At 70.1% G+C, this 1,397-nt stretch carries 1 protein-coding gene; it reads right to left on the reverse strand.

What is annotated here, in order from left to right:
- Positions 1-16: 16 nt before the first annotated feature.
- Positions 17-1,099 carry an IS110 family transposase gene (locus C8K30_RS30135; protein WP_108496593.1) on the reverse strand — a complete coding sequence of 361 codons (1,083 nt, stop codon included), beginning with the start codon at positions 1,097-1,099 and terminating at the stop codon, positions 17-19.
- Positions 1,100-1,397 lie beyond the last annotated feature (298 nt).

Genomic DNA, 1,397 nt, shown 5'->3' on the forward strand with positions numbered 1-1,397 from the left:
GACGCTTCTATGTTCGTCAAGTGGTGGGTGCGAGGGTGTTGGTCCGGGTCAGGAGTCGGTAGATCTTGCGGGTGAGGTAGCGCTTGAGCTGGCGGCGGATCTCGCGGGTTGTCTTGCCTTCGGTGGTGCGTCGTTGCAGGTAGGTGCGGGTTTCGTCGTGGTCGCGCATGCGGGTCAGGGTCGCGATGTGCAGGGCGCGGTTCAGGCGTCGGTCACCACCACGGTCGAGCCGGTGATGGTTGCTGTTGCCGGAGGAAGCGGGGATCGGGGCGGTGCCGGCCAGGCGGGCGAACGCTGCTTCGGAGCGCACGCGTCCGGGGTAGGACCACGCGGCCAGGATCACGGCGGCGGTGTAGGGGCCGATCCCTGGCTCGGTCAGCAGGTCAGGGGCGTGCTCGGCCACCAGGGCACGCAGGGTCTTGTTGTTGTCCCTGAGCTGCTGGTCCAGCTCGAGGATGCGGGCCGCGAGGCGGTTGGCCTCGGCCCGAGCCATGCGCAGGTCCAGGGGTTCGTCGCGGGTGCGCCAGGCCTTGGCGGTCCGGATCTGCGCGCTGGTCAACGGTCCGCGGGCGTCGATGCCGAGGCCGTGGGCGCGTAGCAGCCCGGTCAGGGCGTTCACCGCGGCGGTCCGGTCGCGGGCGAGGCGGTCGCGGGCCGTGGTCAGGACCTGCAGCGCGGCAGCCACGTGCCCGGCCCGGTAGTCCCGCAGGTGGTCGGTCGGCAGGCCGAGCACGTCACGGCCGGCGCGCTCGGCGTCCAGGGCGTCGGTCTTGGCCCGGCCCTTGCCCCGGACCGGCGTCAGGGCTTCCACGACCCGGTAGCCGGCCTGGGCGAGGTGGGTGGCGGCCTGGCGCCCGTAGGAGCCGGTGCCTTCCATGCTGACCAGCACGCCGTGCGGGGTATCGATGGTGCGACGAGCGATCCACGAGGTTGCGCGGGCCAGGCCTGCCGGGGTGGTCGGGAACGAGCCGGCGTCGACCTGTGCTCCGGTGCTGGTCTCCAGGATCGAGTAGGAGTGCTGGCGGGCGTGGGTATCGACCCCGACGACGAACAGGTAGACCTGGCCGACCGTGTCAGGGGTGCGGGTTTCTGCGAGCATGGTCACTGCGATGTTCTCCTCACCAAGAGCGGACGTCGTAGCCGACGTCGGCCTGGGTTGGAGTCACCACGGGACGTTACTGTCACGAGCCACGACCCCTCGCGGGGTCGGACATGCTTCTGATCAGGTCACCAGGGTGGGCCAGGCCGACGTCGGCCCCCCCAGCACGCGGACAAGTCTCAGAAAGAGCACCCCGCCACATGGGTGAGGGCCAGTAGACATTTGAGTCACACGCGCCAGGCGGCAGACGCCAGCCTGACCAGCCAGTCCCAGACCAGCCACCCGAAACACTGACAGT

It is taken from the genome of Promicromonospora sp. AC04 (assembly GCF_003058225.1).
In the GTDB taxonomy this organism is placed as follows: domain Bacteria; phylum Actinomycetota; class Actinomycetes; order Actinomycetales; family Cellulomonadaceae; genus Promicromonospora.

Bases quoted from the DNA above. Each gene is read 5' to 3' on its own strand.
- C8K30_RS30135 (WP_108496593.1), bottom strand. From the start codon at position 1,099: ATGCTCGCAGAAACCCGCACCCCTGACACGGTCGGCCAGGTCTACCTG.